20 protein-coding genes, 1 tRNA gene and 2 rRNA genes are annotated in these 21,118 nt (G+C 53.9%); 14 read left to right on the forward strand and 9 right to left on the reverse strand.

The window, feature by feature from the left end:
- Window positions 1-74: 74 nt before the first annotated feature.
- The 6 genes from rng to csrD all read right to left on the reverse strand — a co-directional run bounded on the left by rng (window position 75) and on the right by csrD (window position 7,096).
- Window positions 75-1,544 carry a ribonuclease G gene (gene rng, locus AC6I8C_RS16555; RefSeq protein WP_003855268.1) on the reverse strand — a complete coding sequence of 490 codons (1,470 nt, stop codon included), beginning with the start codon at window positions 1,542-1,544 and terminating at the stop codon, window positions 75-77.
- Window positions 1,534-2,127, reverse strand: coding sequence for a Maf family protein (locus AC6I8C_RS16560; RefSeq protein WP_497823084.1), 594 nt, complete (start codon window positions 2,125-2,127; stop codon window positions 1,534-1,536). The genes rng and AC6I8C_RS16560 overlap by 11 nt, the downstream gene beginning before the upstream one ends.
- Before the next feature lie 8 nt (window positions 2,128-2,135).
- On the reverse strand, window positions 2,136-2,624 hold the full coding sequence (gene mreD / locus AC6I8C_RS16565) for a rod shape-determining protein MreD (protein WP_013359205.1): 489 nt from the start codon (window positions 2,622-2,624) through the stop codon (window positions 2,136-2,138).
- The gene (gene mreC, locus AC6I8C_RS16570; protein WP_497823085.1) at window positions 2,621-3,643 is read right to left on the reverse strand and encodes a rod shape-determining protein MreC; all 1,023 of its coding nucleotides are present in this window, start codon (window positions 3,641-3,643) and stop codon (window positions 2,621-2,623) included. Before mreC ends, mreD begins: the two co-directional genes overlap by 4 nt.
- A 148-nt stretch (window positions 3,644-3,791) precedes the next feature.
- The gene (gene mreB / locus AC6I8C_RS16575; RefSeq protein ID WP_003855260.1) at window positions 3,792-4,835 is read right to left on the reverse strand and encodes a rod shape-determining protein MreB; all 1,044 of its coding nucleotides are present in this window, start codon (window positions 4,833-4,835) and stop codon (window positions 3,792-3,794) included.
- A 311-nt stretch (window positions 4,836-5,146) separates the two neighbouring features.
- Complete coding sequence (gene csrD / locus AC6I8C_RS16580; protein WP_497823086.1) at window positions 5,147-7,096, reverse strand: RNase E specificity factor CsrD; 1,950 nt, start codon at window positions 7,094-7,096, stop codon at window positions 5,147-5,149.
- A gap of 284 nt (window positions 7,097-7,380) precedes the next feature.
- Between csrD and msrP the strand changes: the two genes are divergently transcribed.
- The 14 genes from msrP to AC6I8C_RS16650 all read left to right on the forward strand — a co-directional run bounded on the left by msrP (window position 7,381) and on the right by AC6I8C_RS16650 (window position 20,528).
- Window positions 7,381-8,385, forward strand: coding sequence for a protein-methionine-sulfoxide reductase catalytic subunit MsrP (gene msrP, locus AC6I8C_RS16585; RefSeq protein ID WP_135907613.1), 1,005 nt, complete (start codon window positions 7,381-7,383; stop codon window positions 8,383-8,385).
- Window positions 8,386-8,991: a protein-methionine-sulfoxide reductase heme-binding subunit MsrQ gene (gene msrQ / locus AC6I8C_RS16590; protein WP_497823087.1), complete on the forward strand. Its 606-nt coding sequence runs from the start codon at window positions 8,386-8,388 to the stop codon at window positions 8,989-8,991.
- Between the two features lie 232 nt (window positions 8,992-9,223).
- On the forward strand, window positions 9,224-9,676 hold the full coding sequence (gene aroQ, locus AC6I8C_RS16595; protein WP_033734740.1) for a type II 3-dehydroquinate dehydratase: 453 nt from the start codon (window positions 9,224-9,226) through the stop codon (window positions 9,674-9,676).
- A 25-nt stretch (window positions 9,677-9,701) separates the two neighbouring features.
- Window positions 9,702-10,163 (forward strand): acetyl-CoA carboxylase biotin carboxyl carrier protein, encoded by a 462-nt coding sequence (gene accB / locus AC6I8C_RS16600; protein WP_013359212.1) that lies wholly within the window; start codon window positions 9,702-9,704, stop codon window positions 10,161-10,163.
- 11 nt (window positions 10,164-10,174) lie between these two features.
- Window positions 10,175-11,524: an acetyl-CoA carboxylase biotin carboxylase subunit gene (gene accC, locus AC6I8C_RS16605; RefSeq protein ID WP_013359213.1), complete on the forward strand. Its 1,350-nt coding sequence runs from the start codon at window positions 10,175-10,177 to the stop codon at window positions 11,522-11,524.
- A gap of 72 nt (window positions 11,525-11,596) precedes the next feature.
- Window positions 11,597-11,839, forward strand: a complete 243-nt coding sequence (locus AC6I8C_RS16610) for a YhdT family protein (RefSeq protein WP_033784124.1) — start codon at window positions 11,597-11,599, stop codon at window positions 11,837-11,839.
- Window positions 11,829-13,274 carry a sodium/pantothenate symporter gene (gene panF / locus AC6I8C_RS16615; protein ID WP_013359215.1) on the forward strand — a complete coding sequence of 482 codons (1,446 nt, stop codon included), beginning with the start codon at window positions 11,829-11,831 and terminating at the stop codon, window positions 13,272-13,274. The genes AC6I8C_RS16610 and panF overlap by 11 nt, the downstream gene beginning before the upstream one ends.
- Window positions 13,275-13,290: 16 nt before the next feature.
- Window positions 13,291-14,172, forward strand: a complete 882-nt coding sequence (gene prmA / locus AC6I8C_RS16620) for a 50S ribosomal protein L11 methyltransferase (RefSeq protein ID WP_033784125.1) — start codon at window positions 13,291-13,293, stop codon at window positions 14,170-14,172.
- A gap of 367 nt (window positions 14,173-14,539) precedes the next feature.
- Window positions 14,540-15,505 (forward strand): tRNA dihydrouridine synthase DusB, encoded by a 966-nt coding sequence (dusB, locus tag AC6I8C_RS16625; RefSeq protein WP_013359217.1) that lies wholly within the window; start codon window positions 14,540-14,542, stop codon window positions 15,503-15,505.
- A gap of 23 nt (window positions 15,506-15,528) precedes the next feature.
- Window positions 15,529-15,825 (forward strand): DNA-binding transcriptional regulator Fis, encoded by a 297-nt coding sequence (fis, locus tag AC6I8C_RS16630; protein ID WP_003855228.1) that lies wholly within the window; start codon window positions 15,529-15,531, stop codon window positions 15,823-15,825.
- 544 nt (window positions 15,826-16,369) lie between these two features.
- On the forward strand, window positions 16,370-17,395 hold the full coding sequence (locus AC6I8C_RS16635; protein WP_013359218.1) for an amino acid ABC transporter substrate-binding protein: 1,026 nt from the start codon (window positions 16,370-16,372) through the stop codon (window positions 17,393-17,395).
- Window positions 17,396-17,463: 68 nt separating this feature from the next.
- Complete coding sequence (locus tag AC6I8C_RS16640; protein WP_497823088.1) at window positions 17,464-18,642, forward strand: amino acid ABC transporter permease; 1,179 nt, start codon at window positions 17,464-17,466, stop codon at window positions 18,640-18,642.
- A 15-nt stretch (window positions 18,643-18,657) separates the two neighbouring features.
- A complete protein-coding gene (locus AC6I8C_RS16645; RefSeq protein WP_013359220.1) occupies window positions 18,658-19,758 on the forward strand; it encodes an amino acid ABC transporter permease in 1,101 nt (366 codons plus the stop codon).
- An 8-nt stretch (window positions 19,759-19,766) separates the two neighbouring features.
- Window positions 19,767-20,528 (forward strand): amino acid ABC transporter ATP-binding protein, encoded by a 762-nt coding sequence (locus tag AC6I8C_RS16650; RefSeq protein WP_010699823.1) that lies wholly within the window; start codon window positions 19,767-19,769, stop codon window positions 20,526-20,528.
- 203 nt (window positions 20,529-20,731) lie between these two features.
- Here AC6I8C_RS16650 and rrf (AC6I8C_RS16655) read toward each other — a convergent pair.
- The 3 genes from rrf (AC6I8C_RS16655) to rrf (AC6I8C_RS16665) all read right to left on the reverse strand — a co-directional run bounded on the left by rrf (AC6I8C_RS16655) (window position 20,732) and on the right by rrf (AC6I8C_RS16665) (window position 21,087).
- Window positions 20,732-20,847, reverse strand: a 5S ribosomal RNA gene (gene rrf / locus AC6I8C_RS16655).
- Between the two features lie 34 nt (window positions 20,848-20,881).
- Window positions 20,882-20,957, reverse strand: a tRNA-Thr gene (locus AC6I8C_RS16660).
- Window positions 20,958-20,971: 14 nt separating this feature from the next.
- A 5S ribosomal RNA gene (rrf, locus tag AC6I8C_RS16665) occupies window positions 20,972-21,087 on the reverse strand.
- Between the last annotated feature and the right edge of the window lie 31 nt (window positions 21,088-21,118).

Below are 21,118 nucleotides of genomic sequence, written 5' to 3' on the forward strand. Positions count from 1 at the left end.
TTCAGATAAAAGCGTTAAAGATGCGCATTTTATCCCAAACAAGGGCGTTTATTCAGCCCAATTACGGGCTGACGTTACATCATTACCACGTCGAACTGCTCCTGAGTGTAGAGCGCTTCAACATGAACTTTCACCTGCTTACCCACAAAGATTTCCACTTCAGCCAGCGCATGAGACTCGTCGGTTTTCAACGCCTCACCTACCGTTGGTGAAACATAGACCAGGAAACGGTCAGAATCATAAGCGTGATGAACCCGCACAATCTCACGCATGATTTCATAGCAGACCGTTTCAACCGTTTTCAGCGTGCCGCGCCCTTTGCAGACCGGGCAATCCTGGCACAGGACATGCTCAATGCTTTCACGGGTACGCTTACGCGTCATCTCCACCAGACCCAGCGCCGAGAAACCATTAATTCCGGTTTTGACCCGATCTTTACTGAGCGCGCTTTCCAGTGAATGCAGTACCCGGCGTCGATGGTCTTCATTGCTCATGTCGATGAAGTCGATAATGATGATACCGCCAAGATTACGCAGTCGCAGCTGACGCGCAATAGCCTGAGTGGCTTCAACATTGGTGTTGAATATCGTCTCATCGAGATTGCGATGGCCAACAAATGCACCGGTATTAATATCGATAGTCGTCATCGCTTCGGTCTGATCGATGATCAGATATCCGCCTGACTTTAGTTCAACTTTGCGATCCAGCGAGCGCTGGATCTCATTTTCAACGTCAAACAGGTCAAAAATAGGCTGTTTACCGTTATAGAGCTCCAGTTTACCGGCCATCTCCGGGATATATTCGCCGGTAAATTCCACCAGCATGTCGCAGGTCAGACGCGAGTCGACCCGAATGCGATCCAGCGCTGCGCCCGCAAAATCACGCAGGATACGCTGCGCCAGGGCCAGCTCGCCATAGAGCAGACAGCGGGTCTGGTTGCGCTTTTTACGCTCGCTGACTTTGGTCCAGAGACGTTTGAGAAAAGCCGCGTCCTGCGCCAGCTCCTCTTCGCCGATCCCTTCTGCGGCGGTGCGAATGATAAAGCCACCGAGGTCGTCACAGTAGTCAGCCACCACCGCTTTAAGCCGATCGCGCTCTTTCTCACTCTCGATGCGCTGAGAGACACCGACATGCGATGCGCCAGGCATAAAGACCAGGTAACGCGAAGGCAGGGTAATGTCGGTGGTCAGCCGGGCGCCTTTGGTGCCAAGCGGATCTTTAACTACCTGAACCACCAGGTCCTGTCCCTGACGCACCAGCTCGGCGATATCGCGCACGATGAAATTTTTCTTTTCGTCGCCCGCCACACATTCCGTATGCGGCATGATGTCAGAAGCGTGCAGAAAGGCGGCTTTTTCCAGGCCGATATCGACAAAGGCGGCCTGCATGCCGGGCAGAACACGGCTTACCCGTCCTTTATAAATATTGCCAACAATGCCGCGCCGCGCTTCACGCTCAATATGGATTTCCTGAAGGATGCCGCCATCAATGTAGGCAACGCGTGTTTCAGAAGGCGTGACGTTCACCAGTAATTCAGCCGTCATGTTGACCCCTTACGGCACGCAGTGACTGGAAATGGCTGAGCAGCTCCGCTGTCTCAACCAACGGTAATCCGACCACTGCATGATAACTTCCATTAATTTTGTGGACAAAGTTTCCTCCCCTGCCCTGAATGCCGTATGCACCCGCTTTATCCATTGGCTCACCGGTATCGATATAGTCGTCGATGTCGCTCTCAGTTAAGGTGCGGAATGTCACATCAGTCGTCACGATGCAATCCAGCGCCTGCTGGCTGTCGGCCAGCGCCACTGCCGTCATGACCTGATGCGTATGACCAGAGAGTTTACGCAGCATCGCGTGGGCATCGGCGGCATCGCGCGGTTTTTCCAGCACGTCACCATTCAGCACGACAATCGTATCTGCGCCCAGCACCGGCAGATCCTGCGCGGCCAGTTTTACGCCCGCCTGCGCTTTGTCATTAGCCAGGCGGCGGACATAGCTCTCCGCCGCTTCATTCGGCTGACGCTGTTCTTCAACTTCAGTCACGATGCGCTCAAATGTCAGGCCAAGTTGAGTTAACAGCTCACGACGACGCGGTGAACCGGAAGCAAGATAGAGGGTTACCATAAATTTCCTTATTGAACAGCGAACTGACGACGAATTTTTCTCATAAGTAAGAATAGCCAGGGCCAGAGAATACCGTCGACGACACTGCTCCAGAAAATTTCAGGTCGGAATGAAACGTTGATTACCAGGAATTCAGCCCAGAAGACAATCACATCCATCGCCAGTGACAGCACCATAACCATTAACGCTTGCTGCCACAACGCTAAGTTGCGGAATAACTGGAACTTAAAGGCTATCAGGTAGGCGATGATACTGAGTGCCAGCGCACGTACGCCCAGCGTGGATCCGGCAATCAGATCCATGATAGCACCCAGCATAAATCCGCTGCCGACGTTGACCCGATGCGGCAGTGCGAGAACCCAGTAGATAAGGATGAGCAGCAGCCATGAAGGCCGGAACATATAAATTTCATCCGGCCATGGCATGATCTGCAGAACTAGCGCGACCAGGAAAGAGAGCCAGATGACCCAACGTCCCTGGCTGCGATATCGACTCAAGGCTGCCCCCCGCGTGAACGCGAGGAGTTGCTCTGTCCGCTACTGCCACCTGTTGATGGAGCAGGCGGCCCCATCTGTGCGGTGGGTGCAGGCGGGCCCATTTCACCCGCAGGCGGTAAGACCTGCGGCATCATCTGCATCAGACGCTCATTCGCAACGCGATGAACCTCATCCTGCGGCAGCGGCATATCGCCATTACGATCTGCACCCCACAGCAGCAGCAGATAACGCAGACGCTGCAGACCCGCGGTCGGATGCGCCTGAATCACCGTGTAAGCGCGCTGAGTATCCACTTTCACAGAGGAGACCACGCCCACCGGATAACCCTCAGGGAAACGCCCCCCGATACCTGACGTCACCAGCACATCACCGACCCGAATGTCCGTATTACCCGGCAGATGCTCAAGCTGGAGATCTTCAGTACAGCCGTTACCCGCGGCAATCACACGAATGTCATTACGCAGCACCTGAATAGGCAGCGCATGTGAGGCATCGCAGATCAGCAGAACACGGCTGGTGAGCTGTCCGACGGCGATAACCTGACCGACCACGCCTTTATCACTGATGACCGGCTGACCTTCATAGACACCGTTAACGCTGCCTTTGTCGATCACCACCTGGTCGGTGTAAGGATCGGTGCCGGTGGAGATCACCTGCGTCACCATCTTTTGCTCATCCTGACGCAGCGGTGAACCCAGCAGTTCACGCAGGCGTGCGTTTTCCTGCTTATATTGCCCCAGCATTAGCAGGTTACTGTTTTTCAGGAAGAGCTCACGACGTAACGCTTTGTTTTCCTGCTCCAGCTGCTGACGCGACGCCAGCGACTCCGACACGCCATCCAGCAGCTGACGTGGCCCATTAGCCAGGAAGTAAAACGGACTGACCGACGTATCCAGATAGTTGCGTATTTGGGTGAAAGAGCTCACACGGCTGTCGGCAATGATAATGGCAATTGCCACAATGACCGCCAGGAAAAGACGCAACTGCAGGGAAGGTCCCCTGCTAAAAATCGGCTTCATATAATCTGCGTGATCCTCGACAACAGGAGAGGAAGCGACGGCAAAACACCGTGCTTCCCTGGGCTGAACGCACTGTACCGGCACAGATTTCGCCGGTTCACATGCCACTCCCTCGCATGATCATTGCGTTCTCAGCCGGTTGAGGCAATTATTCTTCGCTGAACAAATCGCCGCCATGCATGTCGATCATTTCCAGCGCCTTGCCGCCACCGCGCGCCACACAGGTCAGCGGGTCTTCAGCAACAACAACCGGAATACCCGTCTCTTCCATCAGCAGGCGATCCAGGTTGCGCAGTAATGCACCACCACCGGTCAGAACCATACCGCGCTCTGAGATATCGGAGGCCAGCTCAGGCGGACACTGCTCAAGAGCAACCATCACCGCGCTAACGATGCCGGTTAACGGCTCCTGCAGCGCTTCCAGAATTTCGTTGGAGTTCAGCGTGAAGCCGCGCGGTACACCTTCTGCCAGGTTACGGCCACGCACTTCAATTTCACGGACTTCATCACCCGGATAGGCTGAACCGATCTCATGCTTAATACGTTCTGCGGTTGCTTCACCGATCAGTGAACCGTAGTTACGACGCACATAATTAATAATAGCTTCATCGAAACGATCGCCACCAATACGTACGGATGAGGAGTAGACCACACCGTTCAGGGAGATCACCGCCACTTCGGTAGTACCACCACCGATATCAACGACCATTGAACCGGTCGCTTCAGAAACGGGCAGGCCTGCACCAATGGCTGCAGCCATCGGCTCTTCAATCAGAAAGACTTCACGCGCGCCAGCGCCCTGTGCGGATTCACGAATCGCACGACGTTCTACCTGCGTAGCCCCGACGGGTACGCAGACCAGCACACGTGGGCTGGGACGCATAAAGCTGTTGCTGTGTACCTGCTTGATGAAGTGTTGCAGCATCTTTTCGGTCACGAAGAAGTCAGCGATAACGCCATCTTTCATCGGACGGATAGCGGCAATATTGCCTGGCGTACGGCCGAGCATCTGTTTGGCGTCATGACCTACGGCCGCGACGCTTTTCGGTGAACCGGCACGGTCCTGACGAATAGCAACCACGGAAGGCTCGTTCAGCACGATGCCCTGTCCTTTTACGTAAATCAGGGTATTCGCGGTACCCAGGTCAATGGACAAGTCGTTGGAAAACATGCCACGAAATTTTTTAAACATACTAAGGGATAATCCTGCAAGCTGGGGGCGGAAAATAAAATCCGCTTACTTTACCAACCACACGAAGCTGCCACAAGGCGGAAAAACGTTCTGCTTCGGTGAAAAAAGACGCCTGATTGCGTTTAAGTCATCTGAACCCGCGATCCGTAGCAGCAGAATGGCGACCAGACGCCATCAGTGCTGCATTTGCCGTGATTTCCGCTTGCCATGCCCGACATAAAATTTAACATTTCCGGCACGATGGTTATGGGTTCAGATGCGGCTTAACATTAAAAAAAACCGTCAATTTCTGTCATTACGACAGCAAATCATTAAATACGGTAACGTTGGGAATACTTCTTCACGTTACTGTTAACCGGAAGCGAAGGGGCAAAAAAGTCGCCCTGCCCGCCTGCCACACCTAGCGCCACTAATGTCTGCCACTCCGCTTTAGTGCGGACACCGGTAGCAAACACCCGAATACCCGTGGACTTACAGACCTCCAGCAGACTCTGAACAAACAGCTGATTGGCGGTCCGTCGTTCAATGTTGCGCACCAGACCCGCATCAAGCTTGATCAGTTCCAGCGGCAGCTGTCGTATATAGGCGCTGCTGACGACGGTTAAACCCGCCTGATTTACCGCTACCCGGCAGCCAAAAGCCTTAAGTGCACGGAATACTGGCGTTAAATGGTCGATGTGTTGACAGACATCTGCCTCGGCAAGTTCAAATAAAAATCGTTTTCTTTGTGATTTGGGGCACTGCAGCAGCATATTCTGCAGCCAGAGGACAAATGAACGTTGCAGGAGAGAGGTTATCGTCACCGGCATCACCAGCGTCTCTTCCGGCCAGAGTTCAGATAGTGCCGCGATGCGCGTGACCAGCTGACGATCCCAGCCATCAGCCATACCGAGCTGCTGCACCAGCGGCATATATTCTGCGGCCAGCACCTCTTTATCACCATCGAAGATGCGGGTCAGCATGACCCGATGCTGTACCTTGCCTTCGGTATTCACGGTGGGTTTATGGTACAGCCGCGGACCGCCGCGACTGAGCGTGTTCTCCAGCAGGGTTCGCCAGCGCACGCTACCCCGCCCGGCGTCCTGAGGATTTCCTTCGCCATTAGTCCAGTTATTACCCCCCAGCAGTGCCGCACGTCGCGTGGCCATTTCGGCATTTTCTATCACCTGCAGGACGGTCTGCCCGCTGTGCCAGGCGGTGATACCGATATGGATCAAATCATCGCGATTGACCAGGCGCATCGGCGGCAGAGAATCAACAGCATTGATCAGCTGATCGGCAATACTGTTTGCCTCTTTAAGACTGCGATGCGGCAGTAATACAGCAAAATCACTGCGAAAATAGCGTGCCAGCAAGGCGCCGGGATAGCGCAGCACAAAGGTAGAGAGCATGTTGACGAAATTGAACAGGTACTCCTCAACCTGCGCCGGCTCCAGTGAATCTTTCAGCGCGTCAAGATCGGGCAGGCGCACCATCATCACCACACCGTGGGTGCCGACAGCTTCCTGATCTTCCAGCAGGGTCGCGAGCTGATTATCAAAGAACAGCCGGTTGTTAAGGCCAGTGCGTCCATCCTGCGCGGCAAAGGTGCGGATCAGCGTGTCGATACGCAGACGCTGTTCGCCCGCTTCCTGCAGATCCGCCAGCAGTACATCCATCGCGCGACTCGCCCTGGATGGCCACTCATCCACATCCCGTTTCGGCACGACCCCGCGTTCGCCGTTGATAATCGCCTCTGCCCGTACTTCAAGATGCTCCATGCCACGCCACTGACGACTGAGCCAGCGATGCATCATCAACAACAGCAGACTCATCACCAGCATGACCGTAAACAGAATGCCCAGCGTAGAGGTACCGGTGATGGATCGCAGCCAGGTTTTGGCAGGATCAAGGGTCACAACACGCAGCTGTAAGCCGGTCTGGTGCATCAAAGGCACATCGACCTGGATAAAACGATTGGGTTCGTCTTCCAGCATCTGGTTTTCGTGTCGGGAGAGTGTGAGGAAAGTCTGCCTGCCGTTATGAAGTGAAATCTGCTCGGCATTCATTATGGGCATCATGCGCGTAAGCCAGTTATGAAGCTGTTCTGGCGTTTCGGAGAACATCGCCTGATCGACCTCGGTCGCCAGCACCTGCGCCCGATGTTCAACCCGCTGATGACTGAACCAGAAAACACTGAATGCGCAGCCTGCCAGCATCAATGACATCGCCAGCAGGCTTAGAAAGGTAATAAACGCAGATAATTTTGTGGTTAATCGCATCCCTGTGCCTGTATTGCTGCGGTGATAACCGGATCACCCCACCTTGTACCGTCAGCCTGACGAAAACGCGAGCAAAATAGCATAATTTGCCGCTGCCGACAGCGCCGAGTCGCATGAAGCCGAAGTATATCGTCGGGACAGGATTGCTGATGTTGATTCCGACACTTTTCAGCGCATTCTCATCGCGCAGGCCAGCCAGGAAATTTCACATTTTCAGGGCGAAACTGGCTGATATCAGCGATAGTCATCATGCTGGTTGATGACATCCTGTCTGGAGAAGCCCCATGAAACGCATACCCTGTCTGACCGAAGCCGACGTAACGCCGGAAAGCATATTTAATATGAAGCGCCGCCAGGTGCTGAAAACGCTGGGACTGAGCGCTGCGGCGATGGGTATGCCGGGCGTGGCAAATGCCGATATCCTCAGCTGGTTCAAAGGCAACGATCGCCCACCTGCCCCAGCAGGCCGGCCGCTCGACTTCACCAAACCGGCGCAGTATCAGGCCGATCTGACGCTGACGCCTGCGGATAAAGTTTCTGGCTACAACAATTTCTACGAGTTCGGGCTGGATAAGGCCGATCCGGCTGCCAATGCCGGAACACTGAAAACAGAGCCCTGGAAACTGACCATTGATGGCGAAGTGGCGAAGCCCGTAACCCTGGATATGGATGACATCTTCAAACGCTTTGCTATGGAGCAGCGAATCTATCGCATGCGCTGCGTGGAGGCCTGGTCGATGGTGGTGCCCTGGGTAGGCTTTGAGCTGAATAAACTTCTCTCGCTGGCAGAACCCACCAGCAAAGCGCGCTTTGTTGCCTTTCAGACGCTCTACGACCCTGAGCAGATGCCAGGCCAGAAGGATCGCTTTATTGGCGGTGGCCTCAATTATCCCTATGTCGAAGGTTTGCGTCTGGATGAAGCAATGCATCCGCTGACGATACTGACCACCGGTGTCTATGGCAAAGCGCTGCCGCCACAGAATGGCGCGCCGATTCGTCTGACGGTGCCGTGGAAATATGGCTTCAAAGGCATTAAGTCGATCGTCAAAATCACGCTGACCGACAAACAGCCGCCGACCACCTGGAACCAGATTGCCGCCGACGAGTATGGTTTTTATGCCAATGTGAACCCCCACGTTAATCATCCACGCTGGTCACAGGCGACAGAGCGGTTTATTGGCCCAGGCGGCAGTCTGAAGGTCGAACGTCAGCCAACGCTGCTCTTTAACGGCTATGCCGAACAGGTGGCGTCGCTCTACCGCGGCATGGATTTACGGGAGAATTACTAAGTGGTCCGCCTGTCGATAAAACAGATCATGTGGCTCAAGGTGATCCTGCATCTGGCAGCCCTGTTGCCGCTGGTCTATCTGGTGCTTGCCGCGATGCAGGGTGGTCTGAGTGCGGACCCGGCAAAAGATATTCAGCATTTTACCGGCCGCATGGCGCTGAAGCTGCTGCTGGGTACGCTGCTGGTTTCACCACTGGCACGCTACGGCAGGCAGCCGCTGTTAATCCGCACCCGGCGCCTCCTCGGCGTCTGGACGTTTGTCTGGGCCTCACTCCACCTGCTGAGCTACTACCTGCTGGAATTGGGCGTGGATAATCTTCGTCTGCTGGGCAGCGAACTCATCTCCCGGCCCTATCTGACACTGGGAATTATCAGCTGGCTGCTATTACTGGCCCTGGCGGTAACGTCGTTTCAGCGCGCTCAGCGCAGGCTTGGTAAACGCTGGCAAACCCTGCACAACGCGGTCTATCTTGTGGCGATTCTGGTGCCGATTCACTATATCTGGTCGGTAAAAACCTTGTCCCCGCAGCCACTTATCTATGCCCTCCTTGCTGCATTGCTGTTAGCCTGGCGTTACAAAAAATTTCTCAAATGGTGGCCCCGCTAGCACTTCACCCGTTGTTTTCCTCTGCTGTTTTCTGATAAAAGATGTGGCCCGCAGGCCACATCCGATCATCTTCGCAGATAAGACCAGTATTTTGCTGCGAAATGACACGAAACGGATATAATGCCCGGCTTTATTGCTCGTCGGGTCTTCTTTTTCAGCCTGAAAGGTGACAAATGAAGATTCGCAAGGTATTTTACGCGATGCCTCAATGATTGCGGGAGATGGCAGCACGATGGCGCATAAATTACATATTCTGCTTTTAAACGGGCCCAACCTGAATCTGTTGGGAACGCGTGAACCTGAGAAGTATGGTCATACCACGCTGAGTCAGATCGTTGACGATTTGACGCGTCAGGCAGACCAGTTGAATGTGGAGTTGAGCCACCTGCAAACCAATGCTGAATTTCAGCTGATTGATCGCATTCATGAGGCCAAAGGCAATGTGGATTACATCATCATTAATCCTGCCGCGTTTACCCATACCAGTGTCGCACTGCGTGATGCCCTGCTGGCGGTAGAAATACCGTTTATCGAGGTTCATCTCTCCAATGTGCATGCCCGCGAGCCCTTCCGTCATCACTCCTATCTTTCTGATGTTTCTGCTGGCGTGATCTGTGGGCTTGGCGCTGACGGCTACACATGGGCTTTACAAACGGCAGTAAAACGCCTGTCTCAAACTAATTAATCAAACTGAGTACGGAACCCCACTCATGGATATTCGTAAAATTAAAAAACTGATCGAACTGGTTGAAGAGTCTGGCATTTCTGAGCTGGAAATCTCTGAAGGTGAAGAGTCCGTTCGCATCAGTCGTGCACCTGCAAACGTGGGTTACCCGATGATGCAGCAGGCTTACGCTGCGCCGGTTCAACAGCCTGCTCTGGCGACAGCCGTTGCCCCTGTTGCAGCCGTTGCCGAAGCGGCACCGGCTGAAATCAGCGGTCACATCGTGCGTTCACCAATGGTAGGTACCTTCTACCGTACGCCGAGCCCGGATGCGAAAGCCTTTGTGGAAGTTGGCCAGAAAGTGAATGCCGGCGATACCCTGTGCATCGTCGAAGCTATGAAAATGATGAACCAGATCGAAGCTGACAAATCAGGCGTGGTGAAAGCTATCCTGGTTGAAAGCGGTCAGCCGGTCGAATTTGACGAGCCACTGGTTATCATCGAGTAACGGGGCAGATCATGCTGGATAAAATTGTTATTGCTAACCGTGGTGAGATCGCACTACGCATTCTGCGTGCCTGTAAAGAACTGGGCATCAAGACTGTTGCGGTACACTCAAGCGCGGATCGTGACCTGAAGCACGTGTTGCTGGCAGACGAAACCGTCTGCATCGGCCCGGCGCAGTCAGTCAAAAGTTACCTCAACATCCCGGCGCTGATCTCTGCAGCAGAGATCACCGGCGCGGTGGCGATTCACCCTGGCTACGGCTTCCTCTCTGAGAATGCCGATTTTGCTGAGCAGGTTGAGCGCTCCGGCTTTATCTTTATCGGCCCGAAAGCAGACACCATTCGCCTGATGGGTGACAAAGTTTCTGCAATCAATGCGATGAAGAAAGCAGGCGTCCCGACCGTACCCGGTTCTGACGGCTCGCTGACGGATGATATGGAAAAAAACCGTGCCTTTGCTAAGCGCATCGGTTATCCGGTCATCATCAAAGCCTCTGGCGGCGGCGGCGGTCGTGGTATGCGCGTAGTGCGCGGCGACAAAGATCTGGAAGAATCCATCAACATGACGAAAGCGGAAGCCAAAGCGGCTTTCAACAACGACATGGTTTACATGGAGAAGTATCTGGAGAATCCGCGCCATATCGAGATTCAGGTACTGGCTGACGGTCAGGGCAACGCGATCTATCTGGGTGAACGTGACTGCTCCATGCAGCGTCGTCACCAGAAAGTCGTCGAAGAAGCGCCAGGCCCAGGCATCACAGAAGAACAGCGTCGCTTTATCGGCAACCGCTGTTCCCAGGCCTGTATTGAGATTGGCTATCGCGGCGCAGGTACCTTTGAGTTCCTGTACGAAAACGGTGAGTTCTACTTCATTGAGATGAACACCCGTATTCAGGTAGAACATCCGGTAACCGAGATGATCACCGGTGTCGACCTGATCAAAGAGCAGCTGCGTATTGCTGCCGGTCAGCCACTGTCAATTAAACAGGAAGATGTGATCATTCGCGGACATGCGGTCGAGTGCCGTATCAACGCTGAAGATCCAGTCACCTTCCTGCCAAGCCCGGGTAAAATCACCCGCTTCCACGCGCCAGGCGGTTTTGGCGTGCGCTGGGAGTCGCATATTTACTCAGGCTACACCGTACCGCCTTATTACGACTCCATGATCGGCAAGCTGATCACCTATGGTGAAACGCGTGACGTGGCTATCGCTCGCATGAAAAATGCGCTGGCGGAGCTGATCATCGACGGTATCAAAACCAACGTTGAACTGCAGATGAAAATCATGTCCGACGAAAATTTCCAGCACGGTGGAACCAATATCCACTATCTGGAGAAAAAACTCGGCTTGCACGAGAAATAATCGCAACGCTGAGTCAGTCTGAGGCCGGTTAATCCGGCCTTTTTCTTTTGCCGCTGGCGTTAAGGTTGAATCATGGATGCTCGTTTTATACAGGCACATAAAGAGGCGCGCTGGTCGCTTTACCTCACACTGCTCTGGCTCGCTGCCTGGGGGCTCTCGGCCTGGCTGGGTGGCAGTGAAATCGGTGTTACCGGCCTGCCGCGCTGGTTTGAACTCTCCTGCCTGTTTGCTCCCCTGTTGTTCATTTTTCTGTGCTGGATGATGGTGCGGGTGATTTTCCGCGACATGCCGCTGGAGGATCAAAGTGAACAGTGAAATTATCCTGCCGTTACTGATTTATCTGGTGCTGATTGCCGCGCTGTCGGTGTTTGCCGTCCGTAAAAAGCGTGAAGGCAGCTTCCTGACTGAATATTTCCTTGGCAGCCGCTCCATGGGCGGATTCGTACTGGCGATGACGCTCACTACCACCTATATCAGCGCCAGCTCATTTATTGGGGGTCCCGGTGCCGCCTACAAATATGGGCTGGGCTGGGTATTGCTGGCGATGGTGCAGGTTCCCGCCGTCTGGCTGTCGCTGGGTGTGCTGGGGAAAAAGTTTGCCATTCTGGCACGCAAGCATAATGCGGTAACGCTGAATGATATGCTCTATGCCCGCTATCAGAGCCCGCTGCTGATCTGGCTGGCGAGTCTGAGTCTGCTGATTGCCTTTATCGGTGCCATGACGGTGCAGTTTATCGGTGGTGCACGGCTGCTCGAAACCGCCGCTGGCATCCCGTATGACACCGGCCTGCTGATTTTTGGTGGCACCATCGCGCTCTATACCGCTTTCGGTGGATTCCGTGCCAGCGTGCTCAATGACGCCATGCAGGGCATTGTGATGCTGATTGGCACTTTTCTGCTGCTGTTCGCAGTGATTCATCAGGCAGGTGGCCTGAGCACGGCGGTGCAGAAACTGCATGACATCGATCCGGCTCTGCTGTCGCCACAGGGGCCGGGCGAGATTATTACGCCAACCTTCCTCAGTTCGTTCGTTGTGCTGGTCTGCTTTGGGGTGATTGGCCTGCCGCATACGGCGGTGCGCTGTATCTCTTATAAAGACAGTAAGGCCGTCCATCGGGCCATTATTCTGGGCACTATTGTCGTGGTGGTGTTGATGCTGGGCATGCATCTGGCCGGTGCGCTGGGCCGCGCGGTACTGCCGAATCTGACCGTACCGGATAGCGTCATTCCGACTCTGATGATCACTGTTCTGCCACCGTTAGCGGCCGGACTGTTTCTGGCAGCCCCGATGGCCGCAATTATGTCGACCATCAATGCCCAGCTGTTACAGGCTTCAGCCACGCTGATCAAAGATCTCTATCTGCGTGTCGCCCCGCAGCAGCTGGAAAATGAGTCACGGCTGCGGCTGTTATCTGGCACCATTACCTTCGCACTGGGTATCCTGCTGCTGATTGCGGCATGGAATCCGCCCGATATGATTATCTGGCTCAACCTGCTGGCATTCGGCGGCCTGGAAGCGGTTTTCCTCTGGCCGCTGGTTCTGGGCCTCTACTGGGAACGTGCCAATGCCGCAGGCGCCATCACCGGCATGGTAACAGGTGGAGGCTGCTACGCTTTTATGGCGAGCCTTAACCTGCAGATTCTGGGTTTTCACCCTATCGTGCCCTCCCTGCTTTTAAGCCTGCTGGCATTTCTGGTGGGCAACCTGTTTGGACGCGCGCCGCACGTGGCCGACGCGCCGCAACATTGACGGAAAGAGAGACGTTATGCCGTGGATTCAAATCAAAATTAACAGCTCAGGTGAACATGCGGAAACGCTGAGCGATGCGCTGATGGAGATCGGTGCGGTTTCAGTCACCTTTCAGGATACCAACGATACGCCGGTGTATGAGCCGCTGCCAGGCGAAACGCGCCTGTGGGGCGACACCGACGTTATCGGTCTGTTCGATGCAGAAACAGATATGGCCCTGATTACTGCCGAACTGGCGCAGCATCCGCTGCTGGGTGACGGTTTTCGTCACCGGATCGAACAGATCGAAGATAAAGACTGGGAGCGCGAATGGATGGAAAACTTCCACCCGATGCGCTTCGGCGAGCGTCTCTGGATCTGTCCAAGCTGGCGTGATGTGCCGGATCCTGATGCCGTCAACGTCATGCTCGATCCCGGTCTGGCATTTGGCACCGGTACGCATCCCACCACCTCGCTCTGCCTGACGTGGCTTGATGGGCTGGATCTGGAAGGCAAAACGGTGATCGATTTCGGCTGTGGATCCGGGATCCTGGCGATCGCCGCCCTGAAGCTGGGCGCAGCTCAGGCGATCGGCATTGATATCGATCCGCAGGCTATTCAGGCCAGCCGGGATAATGCTGAACGCAACGGTGTCTCCGATCGCCTGTCGCTCTATCTGCCCCACCAGCAACCTGACAACCTGCAGGCTGATGTGGTGGTAGCCAATATCCTGGCAGGCCCGCTGCGTGAACTGGCACCGTTGATCGGGGTACTGCCGAAGTCTGGCGGTCACCTGGGTCTTTCGGGCGTGTTAGAGAGCCAGGCGGAGAGCGTCTGTGAGGCCTATGCCAGCGAGTTCACACTCGACCCGGTTGCGGTCAAAGAGGAGTGGTGCCGGATTACCGGGATTAAATCCTGATTTTAGCGCTTGTCCGTTTGCGCTGATATCGCCGTCGCCGTAACAAAGCGGCTTAACAGAATATTCAGCCAGCCCGTAGCGTAAGTTGCGGGCTTTCCCGATTTGAAATGGATGCTTGTATCGTTAATCACGGCATGTGACGTTTTTTATCTGGCGAATTGACGTACTTTTCTGGAAAAACTTTTGCTCACAATTTCAGCATAAATAGCTAAATCATTGTTATTTAACATTATTAATGCATAACACCGATCATCATCCGGATTTCATTGATCTTTCTTGCTGATTGTTCAAAGTTTGGCCTTTCATCTTCCTGCAAAAATGCGTAATATACGCCGCCTTGCAGACACAGTATGGCCATTCTGACTTCATGCGTATTGGAAACCTCCAGCTGAGAAATCGACTGATTGCAGCACCGATGGCCGGTATTACCGACAGGCCGTTCAGGACGCTGTGTCACGAAATGGGTGCAGGCATGGCAGTTTCTGAGATGCTGTCTTCTAACCCGGAAGTCTGGGCTAGCGACAAATCTCGATTACGTATGGTTCACAGTGATGAGCCAGGCATTCGCGCCGTGCAAATTGCCGGTTGCGATCCCAGTGAAATGGCGCAAGCTGCACGCATTAATGTTGAGGCTGGTGCACAGGTCATCGACATTAATATGGGATGCCCTGCCAAGAAGGTTAACCGCAAAATGGCGGGTTCAGCCTTGCTGCAATATCCTGCCGTGGTGGAGTCTATTCTCTCCGCAGTGGTTAATGCAGTGAATGTGCCGGTTACGCTGAAAATTCGTACTGGCTGGGATCCTGAAAACAGGAACTGTGTCGCGATTGCCCAATTGGCTGAACGCTGCGGTATACAGGCTCTGACGATACATGGTCGCACTCGTGCCTGCCTGTTCAACGGAGAAGCTGAATATGACAGCATTCGGACAGTTAAGCAGAGTGTCTCCATTCCGATTATCGCGAATGGAGACATAACTGACCCGCATAAAGCCAGAGCGGTGCTCGACTATACAGGGGCCGATGCTCTGATGATAGGACGCGCTGCTCAGGGAAGACCGTGGATCTTCCGGGAAATCCAGCATTATCTGGACACTGGGGAGTTGCTTGCCCCGCTGCCGATGGCAGAGGTCAAGCGCTTGCTTGTTTCGCATATACGTGAGCTGCACGACTTTTACGGTTCAGGCAAGGGATACCGTATAGCGCGAAAGCACGTCTCCTGGTACCTGCAGGAGCACGCCCCGAATGACCAGTTTCGGCGCACATTCAACGCCATAGAGGATGCCAGCGAACAGCTGGAGGCGTTGGAGGCATACTTCGAAAATCTTGCGTAACGAAATAAAGAGCTGAAAGAACTATGTTCGAACAACGCGTAAATTCTGACGTACTGACCGTTTCTACCGTTAACTCACAGGATCAGGTAACTCAAAAACCTTTACGTGATTCGGTTAAACAGGCACTGAAGAACTATTTTGCTCAACTGAATGGTCAGGATGTGAGCGACCTGTATGAGCTGGTTTTGGCTGAAGTCGAGCAGCCTCTGTTGGACATGGTGATGCAGTATACCCGTGGCAACCAGACCCGTGCTGCCCTGATGATGGGTATCAACCGCGGTACGCTGCGTAAGAAATTGAAAAAATACGGCATGAACTGATTTTTAGTTCTGTCTGTTAATCACGCCAGCCTTCGGGCTGGCGTTTTTATTTGTGCGTCATCGCACAAAGTAACGGCAGGGAGAGTGAAACAGTTGCCTGTCGTATGGTAACTATAGTTGCAATCGCTGGCGTGATATTTCATCCCCTCGCTTTCTTCCGATCTGATTTGATTTAAGTAATGTCCTGCCTCCAGCTTTGCTGCCTATGCCTGTCACTGCTGGGCATGTGACTTCCTGCGCATAAAAAAGCAACGCCTTCTCTTCTTACATTTCTGCCTGAGCGAGCGCTCACATTGCTCTCATATAGTGAAACTATTTGCACTAAATGTGATCGGGTCGTCTCGCATTGCTTCCTTTTGGTGCGCCATATTAGCGAAACTTTCCAGGTGCTTCTGATTATTAACCGTTCTTTCATACGAATTCAGGATCCTGCAAACCTGGCATCAGCTTTGCAGAGTCGTGGATGGCTGACCGCCACAGACAGGAAAAACGCACACCAAAGTGCGCAAACATAACAACATGATCCCGCCACACAGGATGCTTTATGAAAAAGATGATGCTCTCAACGCTGATCGCTGCCGCCTCGCTGGTTGCCATTGCTCAGCAGGCACACGCAGGCACCACACTGGATGCGATAAAGAAAAAAGGTTTTGTTCAATGTGGTATCAGTGACGGCCTGCCGGGCTTCTCCTATGCAGATGCTGGCGGCAAGTTTACCGGTATCGATGTGGATGTGTGTCGTGCTGCGGCTGCCGCGGTATTCGGCGATGCGACCAAAGTGAAGTATACCCCGCTGACCGCGAAAGAGCGTTTTACCGCGCTGCAGTCAGGCGAAGTGGATGTACTTTCACGTAACACCACCTGGACCTCATCGCGTGATGGCGGCATGGGCTTCCTGTTTGCGGGCGTAAACTATTACGACGGCATCGGCTTCCTGACTCACCAGAAAGCCGGTCTGAAAAGTGCGAAAGAGCTGGATGGTGCCACCGTCTGTATCCAGGCGGGAACAGACACCGAGCTGAACGTGGCAGACTTCTTCAAAGCCAACAAAATGCAATATACGCCGGTGACTTTCGACCGCTCCGACGAGTCAGCTAAGGCGCTGGACAGCGGTCGCTGCGATACGCTGGCATCTGATCAGTCTCAGCTTTATGCCCTGCGCATCAAGCTCGGCAAACCCGATGAATTTATTGTCCTGCCAGAAGTGATCTCCAAAGAGCCGCTGGGACCCTTGGTGCGTCGTGGTGATGATGACTGGTTCACCATCGTCAAATGGTCGCTCTACGCCATGCTGAATGCCGAAGAGATGGGCATCAACTCGAAGAATGTTGATCAGATGACAGCTAAGCCGACCACGCCAGATATGGCGCATCTGCTGGGTGCTGAGGGTGACTTTGGTAAAGATCTGAAGCTGGATAACAAGTGGGCCTATAACATCATCAAACAGGTCGGCAACTATCAGGAAAGCTTTGACCGTAACGTCGGTAAAGACAGCGCACTGAAGATCGCGCGCGGTCAGAATGCGTTGTGGAACCAGGGCGGGATTCAGTACGCACCACCGGTACGTTAACAGACCTCACCAATCGGGCACCGTATTCTGCGGTGCCCTACCCCAGCTTTCGTTACTGAGGTTTCAACATGTCACAACGCCCAACCGTGAAAAGGGATTTTTCATTTGGTAATCCCACGGTTCGCGCCTGGATTTATCAGTTCATCGCCGTCGTCGCGGTGCTTGGTGTGGTGGGTTATCTGGTGCATAACACCATTATCAACCTTGCTAATCGCGGCATTACATCAGGGTTTGGATTTCTTGAGCGCACTGCCGGTTTCGGCATCGTTCAGCATCTGATTGAGTATACTGAGGGAGATACCTACGCGCGCGTGTTTCTGGTCGGATTAACCAACACGTTGCTGGTCTCTGCACTCTGTATTGTTTTCGCGTCGATTCTCGGATTCGCGGTCGGTCTTGCCCGCCTTTCTGATAACTGGCTGCTGCGGAAGCTCTCGAATATCTATATCGAAACCTTCCGTAATATCCCGCCTCTGCTGCAAATCTTCTTCTGGTATTTCGCTGTATTACGCAATCTGCCAGGCCCACGTCAGGCGCTGAATGCGTTTGATTTAGCCTATGTCAGCAATCGCGGGCTCTACGTCCCGTGGCCGACCTATGCACCAGGCAGCTGGCCGTTTGTTATCGCACTGCTGCTGGCCGTGGCTGTCAGCTATGGCCTGTACCGCTTTAACCGTCAGCATCAGCTGAAAACCGGTGAGTTATGTCGTACATGGCCCGCCGCTGTTGCAATGCTGATCCTCTTTCCTTTGCTTGCGCACCTTGGGTTTGGTGCAGCGACGCACTGGGATGTGCCGCAACTGCGCGGGTTCAATTTCCGTGGCGGCTCGGTGATGATACCGGAGCTGGCGGCGCTGACCCTGGCACTGTCGATCTATACCTCGTCGTTTATCGCTGAAGTGATCCGCTCGGGGATTCAGTCGGTGCCGCATGGTCAGCACGAAGCTGCACGCTCGCTGGGTCTGCCGAATCCGGTGACGTTGCGTCAGGTGATTATTCCCCAGGCCATGCGCGTCATTATTCCGCCGCTGACCAGCCAGTATCTGAACATCGTGAAGAACTCCTCACTGGCCGCTGCTATCGGATATCCCGATATGGTGTCGCTGTTCGCGGGATCGGTGCTGAATCAGACCGGTCAGGCCATCGAGACGATTGCTATCACAATGGGCGTTTACCTGATTATCAGTCTGCTGATATCGCTGCTTATGAACTTCTACAACCGCAAAATTGCGCTGGTTGAGCGTTAAGAGAACGGGATAACTATGTCTGTCACTACGCATGAAACGCCCCCCGTGCCGACGACGCCTGTCAGTCGCGCCTGGCTTTGGGCTCGTAAAAATCTGTTTTCCAGCTGGTTTAACACGCTACTGACGCTGTTTTGCATCTGGGTAATCTGGCACGTTATTCCGCCCGCGCTGAACTGGCTGGTCTTTCAGGCAAACTGGATTGGCACCACGCGTGCCGATTGCACCAAAGAAGGTGCCTGTTGGGTCTTTATCCATGCGCGTTTCGGTCAGTTCATGTATGGGCTTTATCCACATGAGCTGCGCTGGCGTATTAACCTGGCGCTGGTGATTGGTCTGCTGTCGATTGTGCCGATGTTTCTCAAAAGCCTGCCCTATCGTGGACGCTACATTGCGGCCTGGGCCGTCATCTATCCTGTGATTGTCTGGTTCCTGCTCTATGGCGGCTATCTGGGACTGGAACGTGTGGAAACTCGTCAGTGGGGCGGGTTAACGCTGACGCTGATTATCGCGTCGGTGGGGATTGCAGGTGCGCTGCCGCTGGGCATCCTGCTGGCGCTTGGCCGTCGCTCACGGATGCCGGTGGTCCGCACGCTGTCGATTATCTTTATCGAGTTCTGGCGCGGCGTTCCGCTGATTACCGTGCTGTTTATGTCATCGGTGATGCTGCCGCTGTTTATGTCTGAAGGGACGACTATCGACAAGCTGGTACGTGCGCTGGTCGGTGTAATCCTGTTCCAGTCTGCTTATGTGGCGGAGGTGGTGCGCGGTGGCCTGCAGGCATTGCCGAAAGGTCAGTATGAGGCTGCAGAATCGCTGGCGCTGGGCTACTGGAAAACGCAGATGCTGGTCATTCTTCCCCAGGCACTGAAGCTCACCATCCCTGGCCTGGTTAACACCATCATCGCACTGTTTAAAGATACCAGCCTGGTTATCATCATTGGTCTTTTCGATCTGTTCAGCAGCGTCCAGCAGGCAACGGTCGATCCGACCTGGCTGGGCATGTCGACTGAAGGTTATGTCTTTGCTGCACTGGTCTATTGGATTTTCTGTTTTAGCATGTCGCGCTACAGCCAGTATCTGGAAAAGCGCTTTCACACCGGGCGTACATCGCACTGAGGTTTTACATGACTGACTCTATGACACACTCTTCCGACGCGTTGATGATTTCGCTTGAGAACGTGAATAAATGGTACGGGCAGTTTCACGTACTGAAAGACATCAACCTGCAGGTTAAACCCCGAGAGCGTATCGTGCTGTGCGGCCCTTCCGGCTCCGGCAAATCGACCACGATCCGCTGTATCAACCATCTGGAAGAGCATCAGCAGGGGCGTATTGTTGTTGACGGTATCCACCTTAATGACGACGTACGTAACATTGAGCGCGTACGCACAGAAGTGGGGATGGTATTCCAGCACTTCAATCTTTTCCCGCATCTGACCGTATTGCAGAACTGCACGCTGGCACCTTCCTGGGTGAGAAAGATTCCAAAGAAGGAAGCGGATGAACTGGCCATGCACTATCTGCAACGCGTGCGTATAGCTGAGCATGCGCATAAGTTTCCGGGTCAGCTTTCCGGCGGACAGCAGCAACGCGTCGCCATCGCTCGCTCACTCTGTATGAAACCCAAAATTATGCTGTTTGATGAACCAACCTCAGCGCTGGATCCGGAGATGGTTAAAGAGGTGCTGGATACGATGATTGGTCTGGCTGAGGATGGGATGACCATGCTGTGCGTCACCCACGAGATGGGCTTTGCCCGAACGGTGGCTGACCGGGTGATCTTTATGGATCGGGGTGAGATCGTCGAAGTTGCGCCACCGCAGGAGTTCTTTGCGAATCCTAAATCGGAGCGTACCCGGGCGTTTTTATCGCAGGTTATTCACTGATTACCGACTGAGTTCATTTTACTACCCGGCTTGGTGCCGGGTTTTTTTATGGACTGACCAGCAGGTGCATTGAGCTGACTAACAGGATGCGATGATAAAGGTAAGAGACAGAAGGCTGATAAGAGGAGGTTTTATTGCAGATTATCGGCTTGCCACAACGAAAAAAGCCCTTCGCATACGCGAAGGGCTCTCTCTTATTTGATGCCTGGCAGTTCCCTACTCTCGCATGGGGAGGCCCCACACTACCATCGGCGCTACGGCGTTTCACTTCTGAGTTCGGCATGGGGTCAGGTGGGACCACCGCGCTACAGCCGCCAGGCAAATTCTTTTATTTACCGAACTCGTGTCTTAACTGGTGCTGATACCCAGAGTCGAACTGGGGACCTCACCCTTACCAAGGGTGCGCTCTACCAACTGAGCCATATCAGCACACTAAATTTGATGCCTGGCAGTTCCCTACTCTCGCATGGGGAGGCCCCACACTACCATCGGCGCTACGGCGTTTCACTTCTGAGTTCGGCATGGGGTCAGGTGGGACCACCGCGCTAAAGCCGCCAGGCAAATTCTGTCTCCGCGCCGCCACAGGGGCC

The sequence above is a fragment of the Pantoea sp. X-Soil-YNGN-844 genome, from assembly GCF_059730595.1.